The organism is Rhizorhabdus dicambivorans, assembly GCF_002355275.1.
Taxonomy (GTDB): Bacteria; Pseudomonadota; Alphaproteobacteria; order Sphingomonadales; family Sphingomonadaceae; genus Rhizorhabdus; species Rhizorhabdus dicambivorans.
On the sequence record NZ_CP023449.1, the window covers coordinates 1,645,407 to 1,669,058 of the forward strand.

A 23,652-nucleotide genomic window follows, 5' to 3' on the forward strand; every position below is an offset into this window, starting at 1 on the left:
CGGCTGGCCTGCGGCGGCCGGTCATAATACACCCGGACCATGCCGCGCCTGCGCATCCTTGCCGCCCTGCTGTTGATCGGTGCCGCCGCGCCGTCGCCGATCGATGACGCCGCGCTGGGCCTTCGGCTCGCCGACTATGCGCGGCGGACGGGCGACGCGCGGACGATGCTGACGGCGGCGCGGATCGTCGCGGCCAGCGGGCTGCGCGAAGGCGAGATGCGCGGCGGGCAGCTCGTCGCCGTCGCGGGCCTGCCCGATCGTTCGCCGATCGTCGCCGCGCTGGCCGAGGAGGCGAAGCTGATGGCGCCGGGCGATGCCGTGGTCGCCGCCGATGCCGCGGCGCTCGCCCAGGCCCGGCCAAAGGGCATCATCGGCGGCAGCTGGGGCAGCGGCCCGCTGCAGTTCCGGCGGCTGCTGCCGGCGGGCGAGCGGATCGGCTGGACGGTCCAGACCCGCGGCGCCGAACTGGCGCTGGTCTCCGCGATCGGCGATGGCGATGCCGATCTTCATCTCAGCGTCGCCGACGGACGCGGACGCACCGTCTGCGACGATCGGCGGAGCGCCTATTATCCGCTCTGCCGCTGGTCTCCGGCGCGCGCCGCCGCCTATCGCGTCGCGCTCGGCAACGCCGGGAAGGTGCCGACCCAGGTGGTGGTGCTGAGCAACTAAGGCAGTCAGGTCGGACATGGACGCGCGCGATACCGCCGCGGCTCGCGCGCGCAGCCGTTCACGGGTCTGGCTATTGCGCTAGATCTGCAGCGGTCCGATATTCTGTCTGCCGATCCTCTTCATCACGATGCGGAGGTCGGCGAAGCCCAGCCGGCGGAAACAGCCTTCGAAATGGTGCGGGCTGATCGCTTCCGCCATGAAGTGGACATGAAAATCGGCGTCCGCTGGTCCGAAGATGGTTCCGTCATCCCCTCCCTGACCATGCCTTTTGAAATGCAGCGTTGCCGACAGGCTTCCCTGATCGAGCCTGCAGCGGCCGCGAAACGCGAAATCTTCGTTGCCGCCCACCATATTCAGGCCATGCACCGTCAATGAGCCGCCGCGCAGTTCATAATCCAGGCATCCGAAGGGGCCCGTGCATAAGCTCCAGAAGCCGTTCAGGTCGGCCTCGTCCACGATGACGGGTAATTCGCCGACCGCCGCGATGGTGCGGCGATCATAGGAGGAAACGGGTTGCCTCTCCATAACTCGATCTCCCCAACAGCCGAGTTTCATGGAGATTGATGTCAGATCGGAGTGGTTTCAGCTTCGTAAATATACGTAATCGCTCGCAAAATTCCTCCGTGCCGCCAGTAGAGCCCCTTGGCAGGTGCGCTTTTCATCTCCAAGTTCGCGCTGACCGGTGGGCGGCACGCGCAATATCGGATGCCCTGGCCGGCAGACCGGATGACGGTGGCAACATCATAGAGGCGCGCAAGATGGGCGAGCACATGGTCTTGTACACTAGTACATGCCTGATCCCCCCGGCGCATGCCGATGCGGAGCTGGCGCGGCTCGTCGAGCAGGCACGGGTCAGGAACGCGGTTTTGCGGGTCACCGGGGCCCTGCTCTACAGCGAGCTGCGCCGCTTCGCCCAGATCCTCGAAGGCGACGCCCATGCGGTGCATGCCCTGATGGACAGCATTCGCCGCGACGCCCGTCATACCCGCGTGACCACGTTGTACGACGGACCCTTGCAGCGCCGGATGTTCGGCAGCTGGTCGCTGGCTTATGCGGGCCCGTCGGTCTTGGTCGATCGGGCGATCGAAGCGGCGGAGTTCGGGGCGCACTCGGTCTCGCCCAGACCGCGTGACGATCTCGTCGCGCTGATGATCGATCTCGCGAGGCGGCAGCCGTCCCGGGGCGGCGTCGAGCCTTCCCATCTTGGCGCGGCCGGCAGGGGGCGCGGCTTGTCGGGCTGACCGGCGGATCGCCGGAAGGGCGCTGGGATCGCAGCGCGGGACCCCGGCTATTCCGCGCTGATCACCACCCGGTCGCGGCCGCCGCGCTTGGCCTGGTACAGCGCTTCATCGGCCTTGCGCATCAGTTCCTCGCGGCCGATGCCCGGATAGGCCTGGGCCGCGCCGCAGCTGACCGAGATCAGCAGCGGCGCCTCGTCATCGCCCTGGAGTATCGGCCTGTTCGATATCGCGATACGGATCGATTCGGCGATCGAGATGGCCAGTTCCTCGGCGGTGCCGTCCAGCAGGATCGCCAGTTCGTCGCCGCCCAGCCGCCCGATCACGTCATGGTCGCGGAGCAGCGCGCGCAGCCTCGCGTGGAGCTCGACCAGCACGCGATCGCCGGCAAGATGCCCGTGGCGATCGTTGACCTGCTTGAAATGATCCACGTCGACCATGATCAGCGCGAGATGGGTCGAGGTGAGGTGGGCGAGCGCGCGATCGAGATGCGCCATGAAGGCGGCATGGTTGAGCGCGCCGGTCAGGCTGTCGCTCGACGCGGCCAGGGCGAGGCTCACCTCGCGCTCCTTGCGGATCGTGATGTCGCGGATGGCCCCGATCGCGCCATAGGCGCGCCCCTCCTGGTCGACCAGCGCGCGCAGCGTGCATTCGAGCCAGTCGCCTTCCCGGTCGCGCGGCCGGAACTCGCAATAGGCGACGGTGCCGGGATGGATCAGCGCCTGCTCGAACGCCCGGTCGATGTAGGCGGCATCCCGCGGATCGATCAGCCCGGACAGGGGACTGCCCACCAGTTCCCTGCTTTCGACCCCCAGCAGCATGGTTGTCGCCCCCGAGGACTGGATGCAGCGCGTCCGCTCGTCGAGCCGGACCAGCGCATCGGCAGATTCGGAGGCGAGCAGGCGCAGGCTTGCCTCGCTCTCGGCCAGCCGCCGCGCGAGCGAGCGGCGGGCGTTGAGCTCGGCCGCCACCGGCAGGGTCGAAAGCAGCATCACGCCCAGATAAAATTGCATGAACAGCGCCTGGTCCCCGCGATCGGGGATCAGCGCGGCGATCGGGCCGGTCCCCGACATGGTGCAGACCATCCCGACGACCGCGACGATGATCAGCGAGATCTTGGTGCCGAATGGGCCGAGCCGGAAGCTGGCGAGCAGGATCGGCGCGCTCATCACGAACAGCATCGGGTAGCCGGAGGAGCGGAAGACGAACAGGGCGGCGAGGATCACCAGCCCGAAGATGGCGAGCACTTCGATCCGTCCGGCGCGGCCGATCTCGCGCAGCCAGCTCGCCATCTCGCCCGACCGGACGCCCAGGAACAGCGGGGTGAAGATCAGCAGGCCCAGCGCGTCGGCGAGATACCAGATGCGATAGGATATCCAGTAGGGCTGGCCGTAGACGAAATGCGCCGTCGCCGCGCCCGCCGCGGCGCTGATCGCCGGAGCCAGGCAGGCGAACAGCGCGAACCGGGCGATCGAGCGGACATTCTCCAGCGGATTGCCATGGGCATCGAGCCGGCGCAGCAGCATCCCCGCGATCAGCACCTCGCTGAGATTGTTGGCGCCATAGAGGATCGGGGCGACCAGTGAGCCGAAGGCGATATAGTTGGCCAGGATGTTGCCGGCCAGCGCGGCGGCGAAATAGATCGGCCAGCGGCGCACGGGGATCGGCAGAACGATCGCCAGCAGCAGCGCATTGGCGGGCCAGATCGCCGCTACATTGTGACCGTCGCTGGTGAGCCGGATCGTGCCCCAGGCGAGCAGAAAATATCCCGCTCCGCCGGCCAGTGCGGCCAGGATATCCCGATGTTCCCGGTTCCCGATCAGTCGCTCCACGTCACCTTCGCCCCCCGGCTACCCGCTGAAAGACAGGCAGGACGGCTATGCTGGAATTTTCCCTAGATTGACAGGCATTCGTAGCATTTCTCTTAAGTGAGCTTCCGGTTCACCAAACTGTGCACTGGATCACTGCCGGCGGGCGCGGTCGGCTCTAGCCCCCGGAATCCTATGTGGCCTTTCAGAAAAAAACCCAGAAGCCGTAACGACGATGCGCTGGCGACGATCGATAGCGCGATCGACTTCGTAGCCCAGCGCTGGCTGGCGTTCAGCGGCTCGGTGCCGGTGCGCCCGGACACCCCGTTGCGCGATCGCGTCGCCCTGTTCGCCCGCTCGGTCGACGCCAGCCTGCACCAGCGCTTTCCCGCGCTCGCCGCCGCATCCGAACAGGTGATCCTGATGATCGTCGCCAAGGGAATCGAGCAGTCCGGGGCGGTGGGGCGGCGCGAACTCGAGCGCGAACTGGGGATATTGCTGCCCCCGTGAGCGCTCAGCCCGCCGCGCGGAACCGGAGCAGCGCGGCACCGATGGCCGTGCCGGTTGCGTCGCGCGCGATCAGCACCAGATATTCGTCGCCCTGCGGCAGGGGGCGGCCCGTGCCGGGATCATGGGTGACGAAGGTGAAGCCGATATTGGCCCAGCGGCCCGGTGCCGCGACCAGGCCCAGCGGCGGCGCGAGGCTGGTGTAGCCGCCCACGGCGTCGCGGTACCAGGCCTCGATGCGGAGCGGCTGGCCCGGCTCGCCGATATCGACGCGGACATGATCGCAATGGCGAAGCAGGGTGGCGCCGTCGCCGGCCGTGTCGCGGCGGCCCTCTTCCCACGCTTCGGCGCGGCAGGCGCCGGCACGGTCGATCTCGGTGCGGGTGGCGAAGGGCAGGGGCGGCAGCGCGCGCGCCAGATCGAGCAGGTCGGGCGACCGGCCGGAAAAGAGCAGCGGCGCGGCCAGGTCGCCGGCGGTCCAGAAGGCGCCGAGCGTGCCCCCCGCCCGCCGCCCCGCGCTGGTGCTGGCGGCCAGCGCGGCAAAGCTGGCGGGCGGGCGGGCGGCGATCGCGCCGGTCAGCGCGCGGGTGAAGGCGCCGCCCCCACCATCGCCGTCGCCATCGTCCCAGGCGATGCCGCCGGGCCCGGCGGCGGCGAAGGCGACGAGGCGGCCACCCCCCGCCAGCCCGCCGTCGACGAAGCCCGACGCGTCGATCGCGCCGCGCAGCGGTGCGCCGGCCGGGATGCCGAGCCGTTCGGGTGCGATAGTCTTGGCCCTTCCGGCGGCGCCGCGCAGCAGGCCGCCGCCGGTGCAGCTGTCGATCACCACCCAGACATCGGTGCCACGCGCGCGCAGTTCGCCGATCCGCCGGCCGATCTCGTCATCGGCCAGCGCGCCCGGCAGGCTGCGGCTGCGCGGATCCCAGCGCCCGGCATCGGCCGCGAGGAATATCTCGTCGCGGCCATCGGGCTCCAGCAGGTCGCCGGGCCGGGCCGGGGCCTGGCTGCCATGGCCGGACAGGAAGATCACCGCCCGGTCGCCTGTCCGGGAAGCTTCGGCGAGCCGGTCGAGCGCGGCGCGGATCGCCGACAGGGTCGCCTCGCGGCCCGTCAGCAGGGTCATCGCCTCGCGTTCGACACCCAGCCCCGCCAGCGCGTCGGCCATGCGCTCGGCGTCGCGCGCCGCGCCGGGAAGCGTGAAGGCTGCCAGCCCGGGGTCGCTGAAGGATGAGGCGCCGACCAGCACTGCGCGGACCGTCGCCGCAGCGGGCGTGGCCGGCAGCGCGATCAGGCCGAACAGGGCGGGAAGCAGTCGCAGGAAGATCATGCTTCGTCATAGGGCCGCAACGGACCCTGTGCCAGCGCATGTCAGGAAATGTCAGGCAGCGGATCGCAGAGGGGATGGCAGAGGGGCGCGCTGCTCGTGCAGCAGGCTCGGGCGTCCTCCTCCCACCTCGGCGCCCGGTGGGGCGGTGCCAGGCCTCGCGGCCTGGTGCCGCTTCCGGTCAGTCGGCCTGCCGCAACGCCACCTCGTTCATGAAGCGAGCATCGTCGCCCGCCGCGAGCCAGCCCGCTTCGGCGGCCAGCGCGCCCAGCAGGTCGGCCAGCGGGTCCATCTCGGCCTTGACGTAATTGCCCAGCACATGGCCGGTCACGCGATCCTTGTGGCCGGGATGGCCGATGCCCAGCCGCACCCGGCGAAAGGCGTTGCCGATATGCGCCTCGGTCGATCGCAGGCCGTTATGGCCTGCGGTGCCGCCGCCGGTCTTCACCTTCACCTTGAACGGGGCGAGGTCGAGTTCGTCGTGGAAGACGGTGACATCGCCGGTCTCGGCCTTGAAGAAGCGCATCGCCTCGCCGACCGCGCGGCCGCTCTCGTTCATGAAGGTGGCCGGCTTGAGGAGCAGGATGCGCTGGCCGCTGATCCGCCCTTGCGCGGCCCAGCCCTGGAACTGCTTCTTCCACGGGTCGAAGCCATGGACCTCGGCGATCGTATCGACCGCCATGAAACCCACATTGTGCCGGTGCATCGCATATTGCGAGCCCGGATTGCCGAGGCCGACCCAGATCTGCATGGCGTGCCTCCTAGCGGCACGGACGGCATAGGTCCATCGTCGCCCCGGCGGAGGCCGGGGCCGCAAGCGGCGCTTGCCTCAAGGTCATCGCCGGAGCCCATGACGGCCCCGGCCTCCGCCGGGGCGACGGACAAGAAAAAGGCCCCGCCGATCGCTCGGCGGGGCCTTTATCGGTTCGAAGGGCGAAGGCCTCAGCCCTCGGCGCCCTCGCCACCCTCGGCGGCGGCTTCTTCGCCCTCGGCGCTCTTCAGCGCCGACGGGGCGACGATCGTCGCGATGGTGATGTCGTCGCTGTCCAGCGCGGTCGCGCCCTTGGGCAGGGTGATCTGCGACAGGTGGATGTTCTCGCCCACGTCGAGGCCCTTCAGCGAGACGGCGATCTCGTCGGGGATCTCGGCCGCGTCGACCGACAGGCCGAGGTCATGGACGACGATGTTCAGCACGCCGCCGCGCTTGATGCCGGGCGACTGGTCCTCATCCTTGAAGTGGACCGGAACGTTGACGTTGACCTTGCTGTGCTCGCCGATGCGCAGGAAGTCGGCATGGAGCGGGCGATCGGTCACCGGATGGAACTGGACGTCCTTCGGCAGGGTCCGGACCTTCTTGCCGGCGACGTCGAGCATCACCACGCTGTTGAAGAAGTGGCCGGTATGCAGGGCCTTCATGAGGACCTTTTCCTCGATGTGGATCGAGGCGGGTTCCTGCTTCTCGCCGTAGATCACGGCGGGGACGCGGCCTTCGCGGCGGATGGCGCGGGAGGCTCCCTTGCCAGCCCGCTCACGCACCTCGGCCACAAGATCGAGCACTTCGCTCATAACTTGTCTCCAGTTCGTATGAGTTTCACAAACCCGTACCGCCTCCAGGGATGACCGGAACGGGATGGGCGCGCATAGCGGCGCGGGCCCGATAAAGCAAGGAAGACTCTTTGCAGCGGGGGCCGCGCGTGCAAGGGAGGCGCGATGCTGGACGAACATATCCTCTTCATCGACGGCGAGGCGATGGTGATCGACAAGCCCTCGGGCCTGCCCGTCGATCCGCCGCGCGACGGCAGCATCAGCCTGGAGAACCACCTCCAGTCGCTGAGCTTCGGCTTCAAGCGCTGGCCGAGCGCGGTCCACCGGCTCGATCGCGACACCTCCGGCTGCCTGCTGCTCGCGCGCAATCCCAAGGCGCACCGGCGCTTCGCGCTGGCCTTCGAGGAAGGCAGGGTCGAGAAGAGCTATCTCGCCATTCTCGATGGCGTGCCTGAGACGGAACAGGGCGTGGTCGACCTGCCGCTCGCCAAGGTTTCGACCCGCGAAAGGGGCTGGCGGATGGTCGGCAACCCGAAGGGCAAGCCCGCCATCACCAGCTGGCGCACCATCGCGGTGGTCGGCGGCAAGGCGCTGGTCGAGTTCCGCCCGGCCACGGGCCGCACCCACCAGATCCGCGTCCATGCCGAAAGCGGCATCGGCGTGCCGATCCTGGGCGATCCGGTCTATGGCCGGGGCGGGGCGGGGGGCGTGACCCTGCTCCACGCATCGCGCCTCGTCGTCCCGCGCGAGGGCAAGGGCGCGATCGAGGCGCACGCCCCGCTTCCGGAACGGTTCACGGCACTGGGTTTCGGGGAGCCCGGCTGACAGGGCACGCGCAGCGATCGCGCGCGTTCTACCATCCCCCATAAGGAGATGAAGCATGGCCGATCTCAGCAACATCAAGGAACATGCCGAAGTCATCGGCGCCGATGGCGTCCATGTCGGAACCGTCGATCATGTCGTCGGCAACCGCATCAAGCTGACGAAGAAGGACAGCGGCCAGGGCGAGCATAAGGGCCATCATCATTATATCTCCGGCGGCCTGGTCGCCGGGGTCGAGGATGGCGTGGTGCGGCTCAGCGCCAATGCCGATGTGGCGGTAACCTTCGAGGAAGAGGAGGCCGGCTAATCGAAATTCCTGCCGCGCAGGCTTTTGACGGCCGAGCGCTTCGCCTTGCCGTCCATCCGCCGCGCCTTGGCGGCCTTGGACGGCTTGGTGGGCTTGCGCTTCTTCGGTACAAAGGTCGCCTCGCGGATCAGGTCGAACAGCCGCTCGCGGATCTCCTGGCGGTTGAGCGCCTGCGAACGCGCGCCCTCGCTGCGCAGGATTAGGACGCCATCGCGCGTCAGCCGGCTTCCCGCCAGCGCTTCGAGCCTGATCTTCACCGCCTCGGGCAGGTTGGGCGAGTTGCGCACGTCGAAGCGCAGCAGCACCGCGCTGTCGGTGGTGTTGACATGCTGGCCGCCGGCCCCGCCGGACCGGGTAAAATTTTCCTCGATCTCATCGCTGTCGATCGCGATCGAGCGGGTGACGGGAATGAGCGGCATGGCACCGACCCTATCGGCGTGGATGGCCCTTGGCCAGATCAGACGCCACCGACATGATAGATGCCGACCGCCGCGACCAGCGCCATGAAGGCGCCGCCGATCGCGATCGCGCCCGCCAGCGCCTTGCAGCCGATCTGCCGTTCGGCGAGCGCCGCCTGCCAGATCGCGAGCGACAGCGGCAGATAGATCAGCGCGCCGGTGATCAGCCCGGGCGAATGGCGGTCATGCGCGGGCACCGCGATCAGATGATAGACGAAGTTCCAGAACTGGTTCCCCGCCGCCCAGGCGAGCAACCAGAACATCGCCGCCGGCTTGCGCGTCTTAGCCGCCCACCATGTCAGCAGCGCCATGATCGCGACGAACAGGATGTTGGGGCCAAGAAACATCGGCAGCGCCATCGGATGGCCGGTCACCGCCGCGGCATAGGCGGGATAGCCGGTGCAATATTCCTCGACCAGGTGCAGCGCGAAGGCGACCGGCAGCAGCCAGATCAGGCGGTAGAAGGATATCGTCATGGCAAGCCTCCCCAAGCTCGATGCATCACGATAGGGGAACCGGCTTGAAGCGCAAGCAAGGCTGGGCCAGATGGGGGCCATGTACAAGTTCGACATCGACAAGCATGGCGACAAGAGCATCCTGTATGCCGATCTGTCCGCGGCGCTCGCCGCGCTGACGGCGGACGAGCCCGACGCCATCGCCAACATGGCCAATGCCGCCGCGCTGATCTGGGAATATCTGCCCGATCTCAACTGGGCGGGCTTCTACCGCGCTGTCGATGGCGAACTGGTGCTCGGCCCGTTCCAGGGCAAGACGGCCTGCATCCGCATTCCGTTCGGCAAGGGCGTGTGCGGCACGGCAGCGGCGACCCATGAGCCGCAATGCGTCGAGGACGTCCACGCCTTCCCCGGCCATATCGCCTGTGACGCCGCGTCGGCCTCCGAACTGGTGATGCCGATCGTCCACCAGGGCCGGCTGATCGGCGTGCTCGATCTCGACAGCCCGGTGAAGGGGCGGTTCGATGCGGCCGATGTGACGGGGTGCGCGGAGCTTATGGCGGTGCTGGGGCCGAGGGTCACAGGGTAATCCTGCCGTCGCCCCGGCGGAGGCCGGGGCCGTCACGGGCTCATGCGGCGCGCTTGTCGCGAATCTCTTTCGGCCCCGGCCTCCGCCGGGGCGACGCCTGACCTCCTTCGTCATGCTGAACGTGATTCAGCATCCATTGCCGCAGCGCTGGAACCAGAAGCGAGCGCGTCTGGATCCTGATTTTCGTCAGGATGACGGGGAGCGGCCGCGCGCTTTCCTGGTCAACTCAACCGGTCGAGCGCCTCGTCGCTGAGCGATCCGGGCACGATCATCAGCGGGCAGGGGAGCAGCCCGGCGTCGGTACCGGCGAAATGGCTGACCAGCTTGCCGGGGTTGCCGCTGGCCGCCGCGCCCAGCACCAGCGCGGCGACATGCGGCTGTTCGGCCAGCAATTCACGCACCACCGCCACCGGATCGCCCTGGCGGACGGTGATCGAGGGCATGACCCCGGTTTCCTCGATCAGCGCACTGGCGGCCTGGGCGACCATCGCCTCGGCGCGCAGCCGGGCCTCCTCCTCCATCGTCGCCTGGACGGCGCCCCACTGGACGAACTCCTGCTGGGGGACCAGCGCCAGTATCTCGACCGCGCCGCCCGTCTTGGTGGCGCGCCGCGCGGCGAAGCGCAGGGCGGCCCGCGCAGCGTCATTGTCATCGATGACAACCAGATAGGTACGCATTGCCGCTTATTCCCCTCTGTTTTAACCAAACCGGCTCAAGGCCTATCGATTTGGGCATCCACCGCCCTTGACGCCGCCCGGTCGAGCGAGGATGACGGTCCCGCATCGACCCCCTCCCGCGTCAAGGGACATAACATATGCCGATAGAGTTGAAGATGCCCGCCCTCTCTCCGACGATGGAGGAGGGTACTCTTGCCAAATGGCTGGTCAAGGAAGGTGACAAGGTCAGCTCCGGCGACCTTCTCGCCGAGATCGAGACCGACAAGGCGACGATGGAATTCGAGGCTGTCGACGAAGGCACCATCGCCCAGCTCGTTGTTGCCGAAGGCACCGAGGGGGTGAAGGTCGGCGCCGTCATCGCGCTCATCCAGGGCGAGGATGAGGACGAGGCGCCCGCCGCCAAGCCCGCGCCCAAGGCGGAGGCCAAATCCGAACCCAAGCCCGAACCCAAGGCGGAGGCTGCCGCGCCCGCCAGCGCGCCGGAGCCCGCTCCCGCGCCCGCTCCTGCCGCCAAGGCGCCCGCCGCTTCGGGCGACCGGGTGAAGGCCAGCCCGCTCGCCAAGCGCCTCGCCCAGGCGCAGGGCATCGATCTCGCCCAGGTCAGCGGCAGCGGCCCCGGCGGACGCATCGTCAAGGCCGATCTCGGCGGTGCCGCCAAGGCTGCTCCTGCTGCTGCGCCGGCCGCGGCGCCCGCTTCGCCGGCTTCCGCCCCGGCCGCTGCGCCTACGCCGGCGCCCGTGGTCGCGCAGGACGATATCCCGCACGAGGTCGTCAAGCTGTCGAACATGCGCAAGGTGATCGCGCGTCGCCTGACCGAATCGATGCAGCAGAGCCCGCACATCTTCCTGACCGTCGACATCGTGCTCGATCCGCTGCTCAAGCTGCGCGGCGAGCTCAACAAGGCGATCGAGCAGAGCGGCGTGAAGCTGTCGGTCAACGACATGCTGATCAAGGCGCTGGCCAAGGCGCTGATCGAGGTGCCCGAATGCAACGTCTCCTTCGCGGGGGACACGATGATCCAGTACAAGCGTGCCGACATCTCGGTCGCGGTGGCGATCCCGGGCGGGCTGATCACCCCGATCATCAAGGGAGCCGACACCAAGAGCATCGGCACGATCGCGGCCGAGGCCAAGGATCTCGCCCAGCGCGCCAAGGACGGCAAGCTGCAGCCCAGTGAATATCAGGGCGGCACCGCCTCGATCTCCAACATGGGCATGTTCGGCATCAAGCAGTTCACGGCGGTGATCAACCCGCCGCAGGCGATGATCATGGCGATCGGCGCCGGCGAGAAGCGCCCCTATGTGGTCGACGACGCGCTCTCCACGGCGACGGTGATGTCGGCCACGGGCAGCTTCGATCATCGTGCGATCGATGGCGCGCTGGCGGCGCAGCTGATGCAGGCGTTCAAGCGGCTGGTCGAAAACCCGCTCGGCCTGCTGGCCTGACATGGCCGACATCGCAGAGGTGCCGCCGGAAGGTCATCCCGCGATCCGCGTGGTGGCCATGCCGGCGGACACCAATGCGAATGGCGACATCTTCGGCGGCTGGCTCGTCAGCATGATGGACCTTGCCGCCGGGACGGTCGCCTCGCAGCACAGCAAGGGGCGGGCGGCGACGATTGCCATCGACGGTATGATGTTTCACCGGCCGGTGCAGATCGGCGACACCGTATCGGTCTATGCCGATCTGATCGGAGTCGGGCGGACATCGATGAAGATCGACGTCACCGCCTGGCGCCGGTCGCGTGACGGCGCCGAACATAACCGGGTTACCCACGCGACGTTCACCTTCGTCGCGATCGACGACCAGGGGCGACCGCGCCCCGTCGGCGACTAGATTTTCAAGGAGCAGACAGTGGCTGAGACCTATGATCTGATCGTGCTTGGCTCCGGGCCGGGCGGCTATGTGGCGGCGATCCGCGCCGCGCAGCTTGGGCTGAAGACCGCGATCGTCGAGCGGGAGCTGCTTGGCGGCATCTGCCTCAACTGGGGATGCATCCCGACCAAGGCGCTGCTGCGCTCGGCCGAGATATACCATCATATGAACCATGCCGAGGCGTTCGGCCTCGCGGCGGTGAAGCCGGGCTTTGATCTCCAGAATGTCGTGCAGCGCTCGCGCGGCGTCGCCAAGCAGCTGAACCAGGGCGTCACCGGCCTGATGAAGAAGCACAAGATCGCGGTGCATTTCGGCGACGGCAAGCTGACCGACAAGGGCAAGCTGACCGTCACCAGGGACGGCCAGATCACCGAACTTTCGGCGAAGAACATCATCATCGCCACCGGCGCCCGCGCCCGCGACCTGCCTTTCGCCAAGGCGGACGGTGAGCGGATCTGGACCTATCGCCACGCGATGACGCCCAAGGAGATGCCGAGCAAGCTGCTGGTGATCGGATCGGGCGCGATCGGGCTGGAGTTCGCCAGCTTCTACAGCGATTTCGGCGCCGAGGTGACCGTGGTCGAGATGCTCGACCGCATCCTGCCGGTAGAGGATGAGGAGATCAGCACCTTCATGACCAAGGCGCTGACCAAGCAGGGGATGAAGATCCGCCCGTCGACCGGCGTGCAGAAGCTCACCCCCTCCGCCAAGGGCGTGACCGCCGAGATCAAGGACAAGGACGGCAAGGTCACCACCGAGGAGTATAGCCACGTCATCGTCGCGGTCGGCATCGTCCCCAATGTCGAGAATATCGGGCTGGAGACGGTCGGGGTCGAGCCCGACAAGCGCTTCCACATCAAGACCGACGAATATTGCCGCACCAACGTGCCCGGCATCTACGCGATCGGCGACGTCACCGATGGCCCCTGGCTGGCGCACAAGGCGATGCACGAGGCGGTGATCGCCGCCGAGCATATCGCCGGCCAGCATCCGCACGCGATGGACAAGCGCAACATCCCGGGCTGCACCTATTGCCGCCCGCAGGTGGCGTCGGTCGGCCTGACCGAGGCAAAGGCGAAGGAAGCCGGCTACAAGGTGAAGGTCGGCAAATTCCCCTTCATCGGCAACGGCAAGGCGATCGCGCTGGGCGAGCCAGAGGGCTTCGTGAAGACGATATTCGACGAGGCGACCGGCGAGCTGCTCGGCGCCCACATGGTCGGCGCCGAAGTGACCGAGATGATCCAGGGCTACACCATCGGCAAGACGCTGGAGACCACGGAGGCCGAACTGATGGGCACCGTCTTCCCGCATCCGACGATCAGCGAAGCGATGCACGAAAGCGTCCTCGCGGCGTATGGGCGCACGCTGCACATGTAGCTTTCAGGATCCAACCGCCCACGGGAGCGCCGAGCGGGATATCCATGTCGTTTGTCGATGCTCCACGTCGTTCGCCGACGGGGCATCCCGCGGACGTAACGGTATCCGCTATCCTTCGCGCCGCGAGAAGACGTCAAAGGGAGGCGGCTTTGGGCTTGGGACGGACGATTATCATTGGCGGCCTCGCGCTCATGGCCATAGGCGGCCATGAGCTGCTCGCCTGTGAACTGAGCCAGGCGCCGAGGCCCGTGGCGGCAGCTGCGGCGGCGACGGTGGCGCGCAAGCCGATGAGACTGGTGCTGCCCGAGCGCTTCCGCACCGAGCGCCGCGAACCCGCTTATGCGTCGCTGCCAAGCCGGCGCATCATCCTTCAGTAAAAGAAAAAGGACGGACCTTGCGGCCCGTCCCATTCTACCCACCCCAGTGTCGCGTCGGCCACGGCCTCGGCGCACGCCCCCTCTTTTTGGCGGAGGGACTTGGAGCCCAGGAGATTATTCGCCGTCGCCCTCCTCGACGTCGACCGCGGCGATGCGCGGGGCCGAGCGGAGGCTGCGGTTGAGCGCGAAGCCCGAACTGGCGAGCAGCGCCGGCATGTCCTCCGCCCCGCCGCCGCGGCGGATGTCGAGCGCGGTGAAGCCGGCATTGAGCAGCGAGGTGACATCGCGGTCGCGCTGCCAGCCCGAAGGCGATCCCATCACCACCGCGATCAGGCGACGGCCGCCGCGTACCGCCGATGCGGTGAGGGTGAAGCCGCTGTCGTTGGTGAAGCCGGTCTTGATCCCGTCGACGCCGGGCACGTTGCCGAGCAGCTTGTTATGGTTCGCCATCCGCAGCTTGCCATAGCTGAAGATCTGATCCGAAAAGACGCGATAGCGGCTCGGATGGTTGCGGATCATCGCGGCGGACAGAATCGCGATGTCCTGCGCCGAGGTGAAATGCGCGGGATTGGGCAGGCCGCTGGCGTTGGAGAAGACCGTCTGGCGCATGCCGAGCTGGCGCGCCTTGGCGGTCATCATCCGGGCAAAACCATCCTCGGTCCCGCCGATCTTCTCGGCCAGGGCCACCGCGACGTCATTGGCCGACTTGACCGCGATCACGCCGATCGCATCGGCGACCGACAGCGACTGGCCGACGCCAAGGCCCAGCTTCGACGGACGCTGGCTGACCGCGCGGGACGACATGACGATGCGGTCGTCGAGCCGCAGCCGCCCGGCGTCGAGCGCGTCGAACGCCAGATACAGCGTCATCACCTTGGTGATCGAGGCGGGGTGGCGGATGGCGGTCGCCTGTTCGGCGAACAATATCTCGTTGGTGTCGGCGTCCATCAGCACGGCGGCGAAGCGCGGCATGCCGAGCGGGCTTGCCGCCGCGACGGGGGCCGAAGGGACGGCCATCGTCGCCGAGACGCCAAGCGCCACGCAAGCAAGCCATCGAACGAACGCAGATCCAGCCACTATCCAGTCCCCTCTTTATCGACCAGATGGGGTTGAATCTAAAGCATTTTCTGGAATCGCGACAGCCGCCTTCACGCCCTGTTTCATGCGCTTCGACTCATTTTAGGCACGGTCGACCTTGTCGGCGTAGATCAGGCGGCCCGGCCCGAGCCGTGCCATCACCTGCGCCAGATCGCTCGAACCGAAGGCGAAGCAGCCCTCGGACCGGCCCAATTTGCCGTGCTGCGCGATCATCTGCCGTTCGGCATACCAGGCGCCGTGGATCACCACCGCGCGGCTACGGGCATTGCTGTTGGTGGGATCGAGCCCGTCGATCCGCCGCGAGCGGCCGTGATTGCCATAATATTCCTCGGCGGTGACGAAGGCCCCGCTCGACGACGCGGCCGAGCCGACCTCGTTCGAGAAGCGCTTGAGCCAGCCGGTATGCGCCGGATCCGACCCGCGGCCATGCGCGACCAGCAGGCTGTCGACCTTGCCCGAGGCGACGTCGAGCAGATGGAAGCGTGGCGTTGCGGAAGGATCGTCGAAGTCACAGATCCCGATCAGGTCGCGATGTTTGATCCGGCCGATATGGCGGCTCATCGCGGCAAGCGCCCGCTGGCGCACCTCGGGCCGAAGACGCGGCGCAGGGATGAGGGGCGCCGCGACCGAAGTCCCGCCTGCCGCCAATGCCAGTCCGCCGAAAATCCCCGCACCCAGCAATCCGCGCCGGTTCACCGGCGTGTCGATGATATCCTGCAAATGCCCAACCCGCTCTTTACGCTACTGATCTGCATAAAGTAGCAGAGCGGGTTAACTATTTCATGGGCCGAGTCGACATTTGTTCCGGCTTATTCCCGATTCGGCCCCATCCTTTGCACGGTTCATCGTGATGGCCGCGAACGATTGCGAAACTCAGCGTTACCGAGCCGCCATCTGCACCGCGCCGCTGCCCGGCCCGCCAAGTTGCCTGAGCAGCGCGGCGTCCCGGCCATAGGGGTCTCCAACGAAGCGGATCGAGCCGTCCCGTTCGGCCTGCGCGGTAAAGTAGACCAGATAGACGGGTATGCTCCTTCCCAACTGGAAGGTGCGGGTCTTGCTCGGCTCGGCAAGCGCATCGTCGAGGCCGTCGCCGCCTTGGAGCAGCGCGGCGAGCTCCTGGATGTTCTGGACGCGCACGCAGCCATGGCTCAGCGCGCGGTTCTCGCGGTCGAACACGGCATGGTTGGGGGTGTCGTGCAGATAGATGGCATGCGGGTTGGGCATGTCGATCTTGATCCGGCCGAGCGCGTTGGTCGGCCCGGGCGCCTGGACGGCGCGGACGCTGCCATCGGGGTTGCGGGTGTATCGGAAACCCTTGCCGCGCACCCCGCCCGCCTTGATGATGCTCTGCGGCACCGTCCAGCTGGGGTTGGCGACGATCGACTGGGCGTGGAGCGCGAGCTGCGGGGTCGGCGTCTTAGGGGCGCCCACCACGACATTATAGGATGCCTCCTCGGTGCCGTCGTTCATCACCGAAAGCCGGTAGCTCGGCACGTTGACGTAGATATAGCGATCGCCCAGGTCGCGGGGCATCCAGCGCCAGCGTTCGAGATTGGCGCGCAGCTGGGCGCGCATCGCCTCGTCGCCCACGGCCTGCGCATAGGCCGCCTTGAGCGCGCGATACTGCTCGTGGTCAGGCAGCAGGCCGCGCAGCCATTTGCCCAACCGGTCGCGATCGAGCGCGTCGTTCAGGCCGGTGGCCAGCGCGTTCGAATCCAGCGGCGGCGTCATGTGCCAGTCGAAGCGTTCCTTGTCGTCGATCCGGCCATCGGCATAATCAAGGGCGACGCGAAGCGCGATCGACGTGGCCAGCGCGTCGAGCGCGGGGCTCTGCTGGTTGGCGTTGGCCGCGGCGCGAAGCGCATCGGCATTATAGGCCGTCGGATCGAGGCCCTCCGCCGCGCTTTCGTCGATCACCGCGATCAGGTCGCGGATCTGCGCCACCGACCAGCGGGCCCGTTCCTGCGGCGCCACGATCCCCGCCGAATCCTCTGGCGTGATTCCTGCCGGCGCAGTGCCGTTGAAGGTGAACCCGGCGACCAGCAGCAGCGGAAGCGTCGCCAGCCACCGCTTCGCGCTTGGGGGTCGCCGTCCAGCACGGCGGAAGGCCCGGTTCCACGAAGGGCTTGACGGGGTGGATTGATTGCCGATAAACAACATGGCACAACTCCCTGACTCTGCCCGCTGAAACGGTCGAGACCGTTCGGGCGATCCATCGGCACATCGAAATTTCGACTGCGGGAACGCGGGAACCTTTTGCTCGTTTCGCCTGTGGAAAGGGTGCGGCCTGTCCGCCGTCGCCGTTCAGGGAGCCCGATGACCGAACCCCCGGAAAGCCGGCTGATCCTGTTTGCGGCGCTGGCTGCTAATCTGGGCATCGCGATCGCCAAATTCGTGGCGGCCGGGGTAAGCGGATCGTCGGCGATGCTGACCGAGGGTTTCCACTCGGTGGTCGACAGCCTCAATCAGCTGCTGCTGCTCTATGGCCAGAAGCGCGCCTCGCGCCCGCCCGACGAGCGCCATCCGCTCGGCTATGGCCGCGAGCTCTATTTCTGGAGCTTCGTTGTCGCGATCCTGATCTTCTCGACCGGCGCCGGCCTGTCGATCTACGAGGGCATCCTTCACATCCGGCACCCCGAGCCGATCCGCACGCCATGGATCAACTATGTCGTGCTTGCCGTCTCGCTGCTGCTCGAAGGCACGAGCTGGGTGATAGCGGTGCGCGAGTTCGGCAGCGCCAAGGGCGACCATGGCTGGTGGGAGGCGGTGCGGCGGTCGAAGGACCCGGCGAGCTTCATCGTGCTGTTCGAGGATTCGGCGGCGATCTTCGGCCTGTTCATCGCCGGCGTCGGCATCACGCTCAGCCTCGTCACCGGCGATCCGCGCTGGGACGGGGCGGCGTCGGTGGTGATCGGCCTCGCGCTGGCGGGAGTCGCCCTGGCGCTGGCACGGGAATCGAAGGATCTGCTGATCGGCGAGCCGGCCGATCCGCTGCTGGAGGCGGCGGTCCGCGCTGCGGTCGATCGCTGGCCCGAGGTGACCGGGGTGAACGAGATCACCACCATCCATATCGGCCCGCGCAACATCTTCGTCGGGCTGTCGGTCGATTTCGAGGATCGCGTGCCGGTGGGCCGGATCGAGGAGATGATCGCCGAGGCCGAGACGGAGCTGCGCGCGCGCTGGCCCTCGATCCGCGCTATCTATATCAAGCCCCAGGCGAGGCCGTAGCGTCGCAACATGACGGGGAACCCTGGATGATCGTGATCCTCACCGCGTGCGGTTCGGCGGAGGACGCCGATCGGATCGCCGCCGCCCTGGTGGAGGAGCGGCTGGCCGCCTGCGTCCAGATCGTGCCCGTGCGCAGCGTCTATCGCTGGCAGGGCCGGATCGAGCGGGCGGGGGAGTGGCAGCTCCAGATCAAGACCCGCGCCGCGCTGGCCGATGCGGTGGAGGCGCGGATCAAGGCGCTTCATGGCTATGAACTCCCCGAGATCGTCGCGCTGCCGGTGGCGGCGGGATCGTCCGACTATATCGGCTGGGTGCATGCCGAGACGGCGGAGCCGTCCCGATAGCGGCTCATCCGCGAAATCCGGGGGTTCGCCCGGTTGACCCGCTCCGACTCCTTCTCTATAGGCGCGCCCTGCTCAGGGGCGGTCCGCCGTTTTTGGGCAAGCTTGAACATTGCTGATGCGTGTGAAGGCCTAGGAGGTCGGAAATGACCGCCGGGGCTTTCGTGCATTTCCGTCGTCCGGGTCTCCGGCCCGCGGAAAGCAAGTCGGGCATCGGTAAAGTAACACTCTCTTAGAGGTGAAGGGCTTCATGCCAACGATCAACCAGCTGATCCGCAAGGGTCGCGAACCGCAGAAGGCCAAATCGAAGGTCCCTGCGATGGAAAAGAACCCGCAGAAGCGCGGCGTTTGCACGCGCGTCTACACGACGACCCCGAAGAAGCCGAACTCGGCGCTGCGCAAGGTGGCCAAGGTCCGCCTGACCAACAGCCGCGAAGTGATCAGCTACATTCCGGGCGAAGGCCATAACCTCCAGGAGCACTCTGTGGTCCTGATCCGCGGCGGCCGTGTGCGCGACCTTCCCGGTGTGCGCTACCACGTCCTTCGCGGTGTGCTCGACACGCAGGGTGTCAAGGATCGCAAGCAGAGCCGTTCGAAGTACGGCGCCAAGCGTCCCAAGTAAGAGGTAGATCGATATGGCTCGTCGTCGTCGTCCCGAAAAGCGCGAAATTCTTCCCGATCCCAAATTCGGGGATGTCGTGCTCAGCAAATTCATGAACAGCGTCATGCTCGACGGCAAGAAGTCCGTCGCCGAGGGCATCGTCTATGGCGCCCTGGAAACCGTCGAAACCCGCGCCAAGCGCGAGCCGCTCGGCGTGTTCCATGACGCGCTCAACAATGTGAAGCCGGGCATCGAGGTCCGCAGCCGCCGCGTCGGTGGTGCGACCTACCAGGTTCCCGTCGAGGTTCGTCCGGAGCGCTCGCAGGCGCTGGCGATCCGCTGGCTGATCTCGGCCGCGCGCGCGCGTTCGGAGCACACCATGGCCGGCCGCCTGTCGGGCGAGCTGATGGATGCCGCGAACAACCGCGGCAATGCGGTCAAGAAGCGTGAGGACACGCACCGCATGGCCGAAGCGAACCGCGCCTTCAGCCACTACCGCTGGTAACAATCCTGTCCATTCAGCCGGGGTAGGGGCACAGGCCCTTCCCCGGCATCGGAGTTTTCAGATCATGGCCCGCAGCCACCCGCTCGAAAAGTATCGCAACATCGGCATCATGGCGCACATCGATGCCGGCAAGACGACCACGACCGAGCGTATCCTTTATTACACCGGCAAGTCCTACAAGATCGGTGAGGTCCATGAGGGCACCGCCACCATGGACTGGATGGAGCAGGAGCAGGAGCGCGGCATCACGATCACGTCGGCCGCGACGACCTGTTTCTGGAACGACAACCGCATCAACATCATCGACACCCCCGGCCACGTCGACTTCACCATCGAAGTCGAGCGTTCGCTGCGCGTGCTCGACGGTGCGGTGGCGTGCTTCGATGGCGTCGCGGGCGTCGAGCCCCAGTCGGAGACCGTCTGGCGGCAGGCCGAGAAGTACAAGGTGCCGCGGATGTGCTTCGTCAACAAGCTTGACCGCACCGGCGCCAACTTCGAGATGTGCGTGGACATGATCAAGGACCGCCTGGGCGCCCGCCCGGCCGTCCTCTATCTGCCGATCGGACTGGAGAGCCAGTTCAAGGGCCTGGTCGATCTGGTCGAGAACCGCGCGATCATCTGGCTCGAGGAGAGCCTGGGCGCGAAGTTCGAATATCAGGACATCCCCGCCGAGCTGGCCGACAAGGCCGCCGTCGCGCGCTCCGAGCTGATCGAAATGGCCGTCGAGCAGGACGACGAGGTCATGGAGCAGTATCTGGAGGGCAACGAGCCCGACGTCGCGACCCTGAAGGCGCTGATCCGCAAGGGCACGCTGAACTTCTCGTTCGTGCCGGTGCTGTGCGGCTCGGCCTTCAAGAACAAGGGCGTCCAGCCGCTGCTCGACGGCGTCGTCGACTATCTGCCGAGCCCGCTCGACATCCCCGACGTGCAGGGCGTCAAGCTCGACGGCGAGACCCCGGACAGCCGTCCGGCCGAGGACACCGCGCCGATGTCGGCGCTGGCCTTCAAGATCATGAACGATCCGTTCGTCGGCTCGCTCACCTTCGCGCGCATCTATTCGGGCAAGCTCGAAAAGGGCACCTACCTGAACAGCGTGAAGGACAAGAAGGAAAAGATCGGCCGCATGCTGCTGATGCATGCGAACAGCCGCGAGGACATCGACGAGGCCTATGCGGGCGACATCGTCGCGCTGGCGGGTCTCAAGGAGACCACCACCGGCGACACGCTCTGCTCGCCGACCGCGCCGATCATCCTCGAGCGCATGGAGTTCCCGGACCCCGTCATCGAGCTGTCGGTGGAGCCGAAGACCAAGGCCGACCAGGAGAAGATGGGCATCGCCCTCAACCGCCTGGCTGCCGAGGATCCCTCGTTCCGCGTTTCGACCGACCATGAGTCGGGCCAGACGATCATCAAGGGGATGGGCGAACTCCACCTCGAGATTCTCGTCGACCGCATGAAGCGCGAGTTCAAGGTCGAGGCCAATGTCGGCGCGCCGCAGGTGGCCTATCGCGAATATCTCAAGAAGCCGGTCGAGCTGGTCTACACCCACAAGAAGCAGTCGGGCGGCTCGGGCCAGTTCGGCGAGGTCAAGGTGCAGGTCAAGCCGGGCGAGCGCGGTTCGGGCTTCGTCTTCAAGGACGAGGTCAAGGGCGGCAACATCCCGCGCGAATATATTCCTTCGGTCGAGAAGGGCATGAAGGAAACCGCCGAGGGCGGCGCGTTGATCGGCTTCCCGATCGTCGACGTCGAGGTCCACCTGGTCGACGGCAAGTATCACGACGTCGACTCGTCGGCGCTTGCCTTCGAAATCACCGGCCGTGGCGCGATGCGTGAGGCGGCCCAGAAGGCCGGCATCACCATCCTCGAGCCGATCATGCGGGTCGAGGTCGTGACGCCGGAGGATTATCTGGGCGACGTGATCGGCGACATGAACAGCCGTCGCGGCCAGATTCAGGGCACCGACACGCGCGGCAATGCCCAGGTCGTCGAGGCGCAGGTGCCGCTGGCCAACATGTTCGGCTATGTGAACCAGCTCCGCTCGTTCACCCAGGGCCGCGCCCAGTACACGATGCAGTTCTCGCATTATGACGAAGTGCCGGCGAACGTGGCCGAAGAGGTCAAGGCAAAGCTGGCGTAATTAAAAATTTCTGGTTATGGGCGCGTCCGCAACGGGCGGCGAGTCCGGCAATTGATTCGAAAAGAAGAGGCGAAAAATGGCTAAGGCTAAGTTTGAGCGGACCAAGCCGCACTGCAACATCGGCACCATCGGTCACGTCGACCATGGCAAGACCTCGCTGACGGCTGCCATCACCAAGGTGCTCGCCGAGACCGGCGGCGCGACCTTCGTCGACTATGCCAACATCGACAAGGCTCCCGAGGAGCGCGAGCGCGGCATCACCATCTCGACCGCCCATGTCGAGTATGAGACCGAGAAGCGCCACTATGCGCACGTCGATTGCCCCGGCCACGCCGACTATGTGAAGAACATGATCACCGGCGCCGCGCAGATGGACGGCGGCATCCTGGTCGTGTCGGCCACCGACGGCCCGATGCCGCAGACCCGTGAGCACATCCTGCTCGCCCGCCAGGTCGGCGTGCCCGCGCTTGTCGTGTTCATGAACAAGGTCGATCTGGTCGACGATCCCGAGATCCTGGAGCTCGTCGAGCTCGAGATCCGCGAGCTGCTGTCGTCCTACGACTTCCCGGGCGACGACATCCCCGTCATCCAGGGTTCGGCGGTCAAGGCGCTCGACGGTTCGAACGACGAGATCGGCAAGAACGCCGTCCTCAAGCTGATGGCCGCCGTCGACGAATATATCCCGCAGCCCGATCGTCCGCTCGACAAGCCCTTCCTGATGCCGATCGAAGACGTGTTCTCGATCTCGGGTCGCGGCACGGTCGTCACCGGCCGCGTCGAGACCGGCCAGGTCAAGGTCGGCGAGGAAGTCGAGATCGTCGGCATCAAGGACACCCGCAAGACCACCGTCACCGGTGTAGAGATGTTCCGCAAGCTGCTCGACAGCGGCCAGGCGGGCGACAACATCGGCGCGCTGATCCGCGGCGTCGGCCGTGAAGAGGTCGAGCGTGGCCAGGTTCTCTGCAAGCCGGGTTCGATCAAGCCGCACACCGACTTCTCGTCGGAGGTCTATGTGCTGTCGAAGGAAGAGGGTGGCCGTCACACGCCGTTCTTCGCGAACTATCGTCCGCAGTTCTACTTCCGCACGACCGACGTCACCGGCACCGTCGAACTGCCCGAGGGCACCGAGATGGTCATGCCCGGCGACAATGTTAAGCTCGGCGTCAAGCTGATCGCTCCGATCGCGATGGAAGAGGGTCTCCGCTTCTCGATCCGCGAAGGCGGCCGTACCGTCGGCGCCGGGGTTGTCAGCTCCATCGCGAAGTAATATAGGCACACAGGAATCGGGCCGGCCGGCCCCCCTCGCGGGGTCGGCCGGTTCCTTTTTTGACTATTAATAGAAGCGACGGAAACGTCGCACGGCTCTTTCGCATCGGTGTAGGACATGGAAACGCAGAATATCCGCATTCGCCTGAAGGCATTCGACCATCGCGTGCTCGATCAGGCCACCGGCGACATCGCCGACACCGCCCGCCGTACCGGCGCCCTCATCCGTGGTCCTATCCCGCTGCCCACCCGCATCGAGAAGTTCACCGTCAACCGCGGTCCGCACATCGACAAGAAGTCGCGTGAGCAGTTCGAGGTGCGCACCTACAAGCGGCTGCTGGACATCGTGCAGCCCACCCCGCAGACCGTCGACGCGCTGATGAAGCTCGATCTCGCCGCGGGTGTTGATGTCGAGATCAAACTGGCCTAAGAGGCCGGCTCCACGCGG

The 23,652-nt window shown here is 66.7% G+C and carries 28 protein-coding genes; 17 read left to right on the top strand and 11 right to left on the bottom strand.

Annotated features, from left to right (window positions below; genetic code table 11):
* The first annotated feature begins 39 nt into the window (after positions 1–39).
* Positions 40–669, top strand: a complete 630-nt coding sequence (locus CMV14_RS07835; RefSeq protein WP_066966448.1) for a hypothetical protein — start codon at positions 40–42, stop codon at positions 667–669.
* A gap of 78 nt (positions 670–747) precedes the next feature.
* Here CMV14_RS07835 and CMV14_RS07840 read toward each other — a convergent pair whose 3' ends face one another.
* Positions 748–1,125, bottom strand: coding sequence for a hypothetical protein (locus CMV14_RS07840; RefSeq protein ID WP_139114743.1), 378 nt, complete (start codon positions 1,123–1,125; stop codon positions 748–750).
* Positions 1,126–1,427: 302 nt separating this feature from the next.
* Between CMV14_RS07840 and CMV14_RS07845 the strand changes: the two genes are divergently transcribed.
* The gene (locus CMV14_RS07845; protein WP_066966440.1) at positions 1,428–1,910 is read left to right on the top strand and encodes a BLUF domain-containing protein; all 483 of its coding nucleotides are present in this window, start codon (positions 1,428–1,430) and stop codon (positions 1,908–1,910) included.
* Positions 1,911–1,957: 47 nt separating this feature from the next.
* Here the strand turns inward: CMV14_RS07845 and CMV14_RS07850 are convergent, their stop codons facing one another.
* A complete protein-coding gene (locus CMV14_RS07850) occupies positions 1,958–3,739 on the bottom strand; it encodes a sensor domain-containing diguanylate cyclase (protein WP_066966437.1) in 1,782 nt (593 codons plus the stop codon).
* 171 nt (positions 3,740–3,910) lie between these two features.
* Between CMV14_RS07850 and CMV14_RS07855 the strand changes: the two genes are divergently transcribed.
* Complete coding sequence (locus tag CMV14_RS07855; RefSeq protein WP_066966434.1) at positions 3,911–4,225, top strand: hypothetical protein; 315 nt, start codon at positions 3,911–3,913, stop codon at positions 4,223–4,225.
* Between the two features lie 4 nt (positions 4,226–4,229).
* On the opposite strand, the gene CMV14_RS07860 is transcribed toward CMV14_RS07855, so the two are convergent.
* From CMV14_RS07860 to CMV14_RS07870, 3 genes are all read right to left on the bottom strand, one after another.
* Positions 4,230–5,549, bottom strand: coding sequence for a caspase family protein (locus CMV14_RS07860; RefSeq protein WP_066966431.1), 1,320 nt, complete (start codon positions 5,547–5,549; stop codon positions 4,230–4,232).
* A gap of 178 nt (positions 5,550–5,727) precedes the next feature.
* Positions 5,728–6,297, bottom strand: a complete 570-nt coding sequence (gene pth, locus CMV14_RS07865) for an aminoacyl-tRNA hydrolase (RefSeq protein WP_066966428.1) — start codon at positions 6,295–6,297, stop codon at positions 5,728–5,730.
* Positions 6,298–6,488: 191 nt separating this feature from the next.
* The gene (locus CMV14_RS07870) at positions 6,489–7,112 is read right to left on the bottom strand and encodes a 50S ribosomal protein L25/general stress protein Ctc (protein WP_066966424.1); all 624 of its coding nucleotides are present in this window, start codon (positions 7,110–7,112) and stop codon (positions 6,489–6,491) included.
* Positions 7,113–7,256: 144 nt separating this feature from the next.
* On the opposite strand from CMV14_RS07870, the gene CMV14_RS07875 reads away from it, so the two are divergent.
* Both CMV14_RS07875 and CMV14_RS07880 read left to right on the top strand, forming a co-directional pair.
* The gene (locus tag CMV14_RS07875) at positions 7,257–7,916 is read left to right on the top strand and encodes an RluA family pseudouridine synthase (protein WP_066966419.1); all 660 of its coding nucleotides are present in this window, start codon (positions 7,257–7,259) and stop codon (positions 7,914–7,916) included.
* Between the two features lie 55 nt (positions 7,917–7,971).
* Complete coding sequence (locus CMV14_RS07880) at positions 7,972–8,220, top strand: DUF2171 domain-containing protein (protein ID WP_066966416.1); 249 nt, start codon at positions 7,972–7,974, stop codon at positions 8,218–8,220.
* On the opposite strand, the gene arfB is transcribed toward CMV14_RS07880, so the two are convergent.
* Together arfB and CMV14_RS07890 are read right to left on the bottom strand one after the other, a co-directional pair.
* Entirely contained in the window at positions 8,217–8,639 is a 423-nt protein-coding gene (gene arfB / locus CMV14_RS07885) for an alternative ribosome rescue aminoacyl-tRNA hydrolase ArfB (protein WP_066966413.1), read from the bottom strand. The two genes, CMV14_RS07880 and arfB, sit on opposite strands and share 4 nt — an antisense overlap.
* A gap of 38 nt (positions 8,640–8,677) precedes the next feature.
* Positions 8,678–9,154, bottom strand: coding sequence for an HXXEE domain-containing protein (locus tag CMV14_RS07890; RefSeq protein WP_066966410.1), 477 nt, complete (start codon positions 9,152–9,154; stop codon positions 8,678–8,680).
* 79 nt (positions 9,155–9,233) lie between these two features.
* On the opposite strand from CMV14_RS07890, the gene msrC reads away from it, so the two are divergent.
* A complete protein-coding gene (gene msrC, locus CMV14_RS07895) occupies positions 9,234–9,722 on the top strand; it encodes a free L-methionine (R)-S-oxide reductase MsrC (protein WP_066966407.1) in 489 nt (162 codons plus the stop codon).
* A 221-nt stretch (positions 9,723–9,943) separates the two neighbouring features.
* Here msrC and CMV14_RS07900 read toward each other — a convergent pair whose 3' ends face one another.
* A complete protein-coding gene (locus CMV14_RS07900) occupies positions 9,944–10,399 on the bottom strand; it encodes a universal stress protein (protein ID WP_066966403.1) in 456 nt (151 codons plus the stop codon).
* A gap of 137 nt (positions 10,400–10,536) precedes the next feature.
* On the opposite strand from CMV14_RS07900, the gene CMV14_RS07905 reads away from it, so the two are divergent.
* The 4 genes from CMV14_RS07905 to CMV14_RS07920 all read left to right on the top strand — a co-directional run bounded on the left by CMV14_RS07905 (position 10,537) and on the right by CMV14_RS07920 (position 14,028).
* Positions 10,537–11,844 carry a pyruvate dehydrogenase complex dihydrolipoamide acetyltransferase gene (locus CMV14_RS07905; protein ID WP_066966400.1) on the top strand — a complete coding sequence of 436 codons (1,308 nt, stop codon included), beginning with the start codon at positions 10,537–10,539 and terminating at the stop codon, positions 11,842–11,844.
* 1 nt (position 11,845) lies between these two features.
* On the top strand, positions 11,846–12,235 hold the full coding sequence (locus CMV14_RS07910) for an acyl-CoA thioesterase (protein WP_066966396.1): 390 nt from the start codon (positions 11,846–11,848) through the stop codon (positions 12,233–12,235).
* An 18-nt stretch (positions 12,236–12,253) separates the two neighbouring features.
* Positions 12,254–13,651, top strand: a complete 1,398-nt coding sequence (gene lpdA, locus CMV14_RS07915; RefSeq protein WP_066966393.1) for a dihydrolipoyl dehydrogenase — start codon at positions 12,254–12,256, stop codon at positions 13,649–13,651.
* A gap of 155 nt (positions 13,652–13,806) precedes the next feature.
* The gene (locus tag CMV14_RS07920; protein ID WP_139114742.1) at positions 13,807–14,028 is read left to right on the top strand and encodes a hypothetical protein; all 222 of its coding nucleotides are present in this window, start codon (positions 13,807–13,809) and stop codon (positions 14,026–14,028) included.
* 114 nt (positions 14,029–14,142) lie between these two features.
* On the opposite strand, the gene CMV14_RS07925 is transcribed toward CMV14_RS07920, so the two are convergent.
* The 3 genes from CMV14_RS07925 to CMV14_RS07935 form a co-directional block, all read right to left on the bottom strand.
* Positions 14,143–15,069, bottom strand: a complete 927-nt coding sequence (locus tag CMV14_RS07925; protein ID WP_238147226.1) for a D-alanyl-D-alanine carboxypeptidase family protein — start codon at positions 15,067–15,069, stop codon at positions 14,143–14,145.
* A 138-nt stretch (positions 15,070–15,207) separates the two neighbouring features.
* Positions 15,208–15,846, bottom strand: a complete 639-nt coding sequence (locus tag CMV14_RS07930; RefSeq protein WP_066966385.1) for a murein L,D-transpeptidase catalytic domain family protein — start codon at positions 15,844–15,846, stop codon at positions 15,208–15,210.
* Positions 15,847–16,005: 159 nt separating this feature from the next.
* On the bottom strand, positions 16,006–17,286 hold the full coding sequence (locus CMV14_RS07935) for a L,D-transpeptidase family protein (protein ID WP_066966383.1): 1,281 nt from the start codon (positions 17,284–17,286) through the stop codon (positions 16,006–16,008).
* A 156-nt stretch (positions 17,287–17,442) separates the two neighbouring features.
* Between CMV14_RS07935 and CMV14_RS07940 the strand changes: the two genes are divergently transcribed.
* From CMV14_RS07940 to rpsJ, 7 genes are all read left to right on the top strand, one after another.
* A complete protein-coding gene (locus tag CMV14_RS07940; RefSeq protein ID WP_066966380.1) occupies positions 17,443–18,354 on the top strand; it encodes a cation diffusion facilitator family transporter in 912 nt (303 codons plus the stop codon).
* A 26-nt stretch (positions 18,355–18,380) separates the two neighbouring features.
* Positions 18,381–18,698 carry a divalent-cation tolerance protein CutA gene (gene cutA / locus CMV14_RS07945; RefSeq protein WP_066966378.1) on the top strand — a complete coding sequence of 106 codons (318 nt, stop codon included), beginning with the start codon at positions 18,381–18,383 and terminating at the stop codon, positions 18,696–18,698.
* A gap of 247 nt (positions 18,699–18,945) precedes the next feature.
* Positions 18,946–19,317: a 30S ribosomal protein S12 gene (rpsL, locus tag CMV14_RS07950; RefSeq protein ID WP_011952201.1), complete on the top strand. Its 372-nt coding sequence runs from the start codon at positions 18,946–18,948 to the stop codon at positions 19,315–19,317.
* A gap of 13 nt (positions 19,318–19,330) precedes the next feature.
* The gene (rpsG, locus tag CMV14_RS07955; protein ID WP_056363489.1) at positions 19,331–19,801 is read left to right on the top strand and encodes a 30S ribosomal protein S7; all 471 of its coding nucleotides are present in this window, start codon (positions 19,331–19,333) and stop codon (positions 19,799–19,801) included.
* A gap of 64 nt (positions 19,802–19,865) precedes the next feature.
* Positions 19,866–21,938: an elongation factor G gene (gene fusA, locus CMV14_RS07960; RefSeq protein ID WP_066966375.1), complete on the top strand. Its 2,073-nt coding sequence runs from the start codon at positions 19,866–19,868 to the stop codon at positions 21,936–21,938.
* 76 nt (positions 21,939–22,014) lie between these two features.
* Positions 22,015–23,205, top strand: coding sequence for an elongation factor Tu (tuf, locus tag CMV14_RS07965; protein WP_066966372.1), 1,191 nt, complete (start codon positions 22,015–22,017; stop codon positions 23,203–23,205).
* Between the two features lie 117 nt (positions 23,206–23,322).
* Positions 23,323–23,634, top strand: coding sequence for a 30S ribosomal protein S10 (gene rpsJ, locus CMV14_RS07970; protein ID WP_011952197.1), 312 nt, complete (start codon positions 23,323–23,325; stop codon positions 23,632–23,634).
* Positions 23,635–23,652 lie beyond the last annotated feature (18 nt).